Source organism: Fructilactobacillus sp. X3R5C2, assembly GCF_059901175.1.
This window is the reverse complement of sequence record NZ_JBWXVC010000016.1, coordinates 1-422: the sequence shown is the minus strand read 5'-3', so window position 1 is coordinate 422 and position 422 is coordinate 1. Positions and strand designations below refer to the sequence as shown.

Annotated in this window: 4 tRNA genes; all 4 read left to right on the top strand. The window is 51.4% G+C overall.

Going from position 1 to position 422, the window contains the following annotated elements:
- Positions 1-83 precede the first annotated feature (83 nt).
- The 4 genes from AC6UD4_RS07245 to AC6UD4_RS07230 all read left to right on the top strand — a co-directional run bounded on the left by AC6UD4_RS07245 (position 84) and on the right by AC6UD4_RS07230 (position 420).
- A tRNA-Asn gene (locus tag AC6UD4_RS07245) sits at positions 84-156 on the top strand.
- Between the two features lie 6 nt (positions 157-162).
- A tRNA-Ser gene (locus AC6UD4_RS07240) sits at positions 163-254 on the top strand.
- Between the two features lie 16 nt (positions 255-270).
- A tRNA-Glu gene (locus tag AC6UD4_RS07235) sits at positions 271-343 on the top strand.
- Positions 344-347: 4 nt separating this feature from the next.
- Positions 348-420, top strand: a tRNA-Val gene (locus AC6UD4_RS07230).
- Positions 421-422: the final 2 nt, after the last annotated feature.

Genomic DNA, 422 nt, shown 5'->3' with positions numbered 1-422 from the left:
CGAACACAGAAGTTAAGCTTCAGCACGCCAAGAGTAGTTGGGGGATCGCCCCCTGCAAGGGTAGGACGTTGCCACGCGATTATTCCGGCATAGCTCAGTTGGTAGAGCACCTGACTGTTAATCAGGTTGTCGACGGTTCGAGCCCGCCTGCCGGAGTACTATGGAGAGTTGTCCGAGCTGGCCGAAGGAGCATCATTGGAAATGATGTAAACGGATTAAAGTCTGTTTCGAGGGTTCGAATCCCTCACTCTCCGTATATTTTTGTAGTATGACCCGTTGGTCAAGTGGTTTAAGACACTGCCCTTTCACGGCAGTAACATGGGTTCGAATCCCGTACGGGTCATTTTGGAGGATTAGCTCAGCTGGGAGAGCATCTGCCTTACAAGCAGGAGGTCACAGGTTCGATCCCTGTATCCTCCATA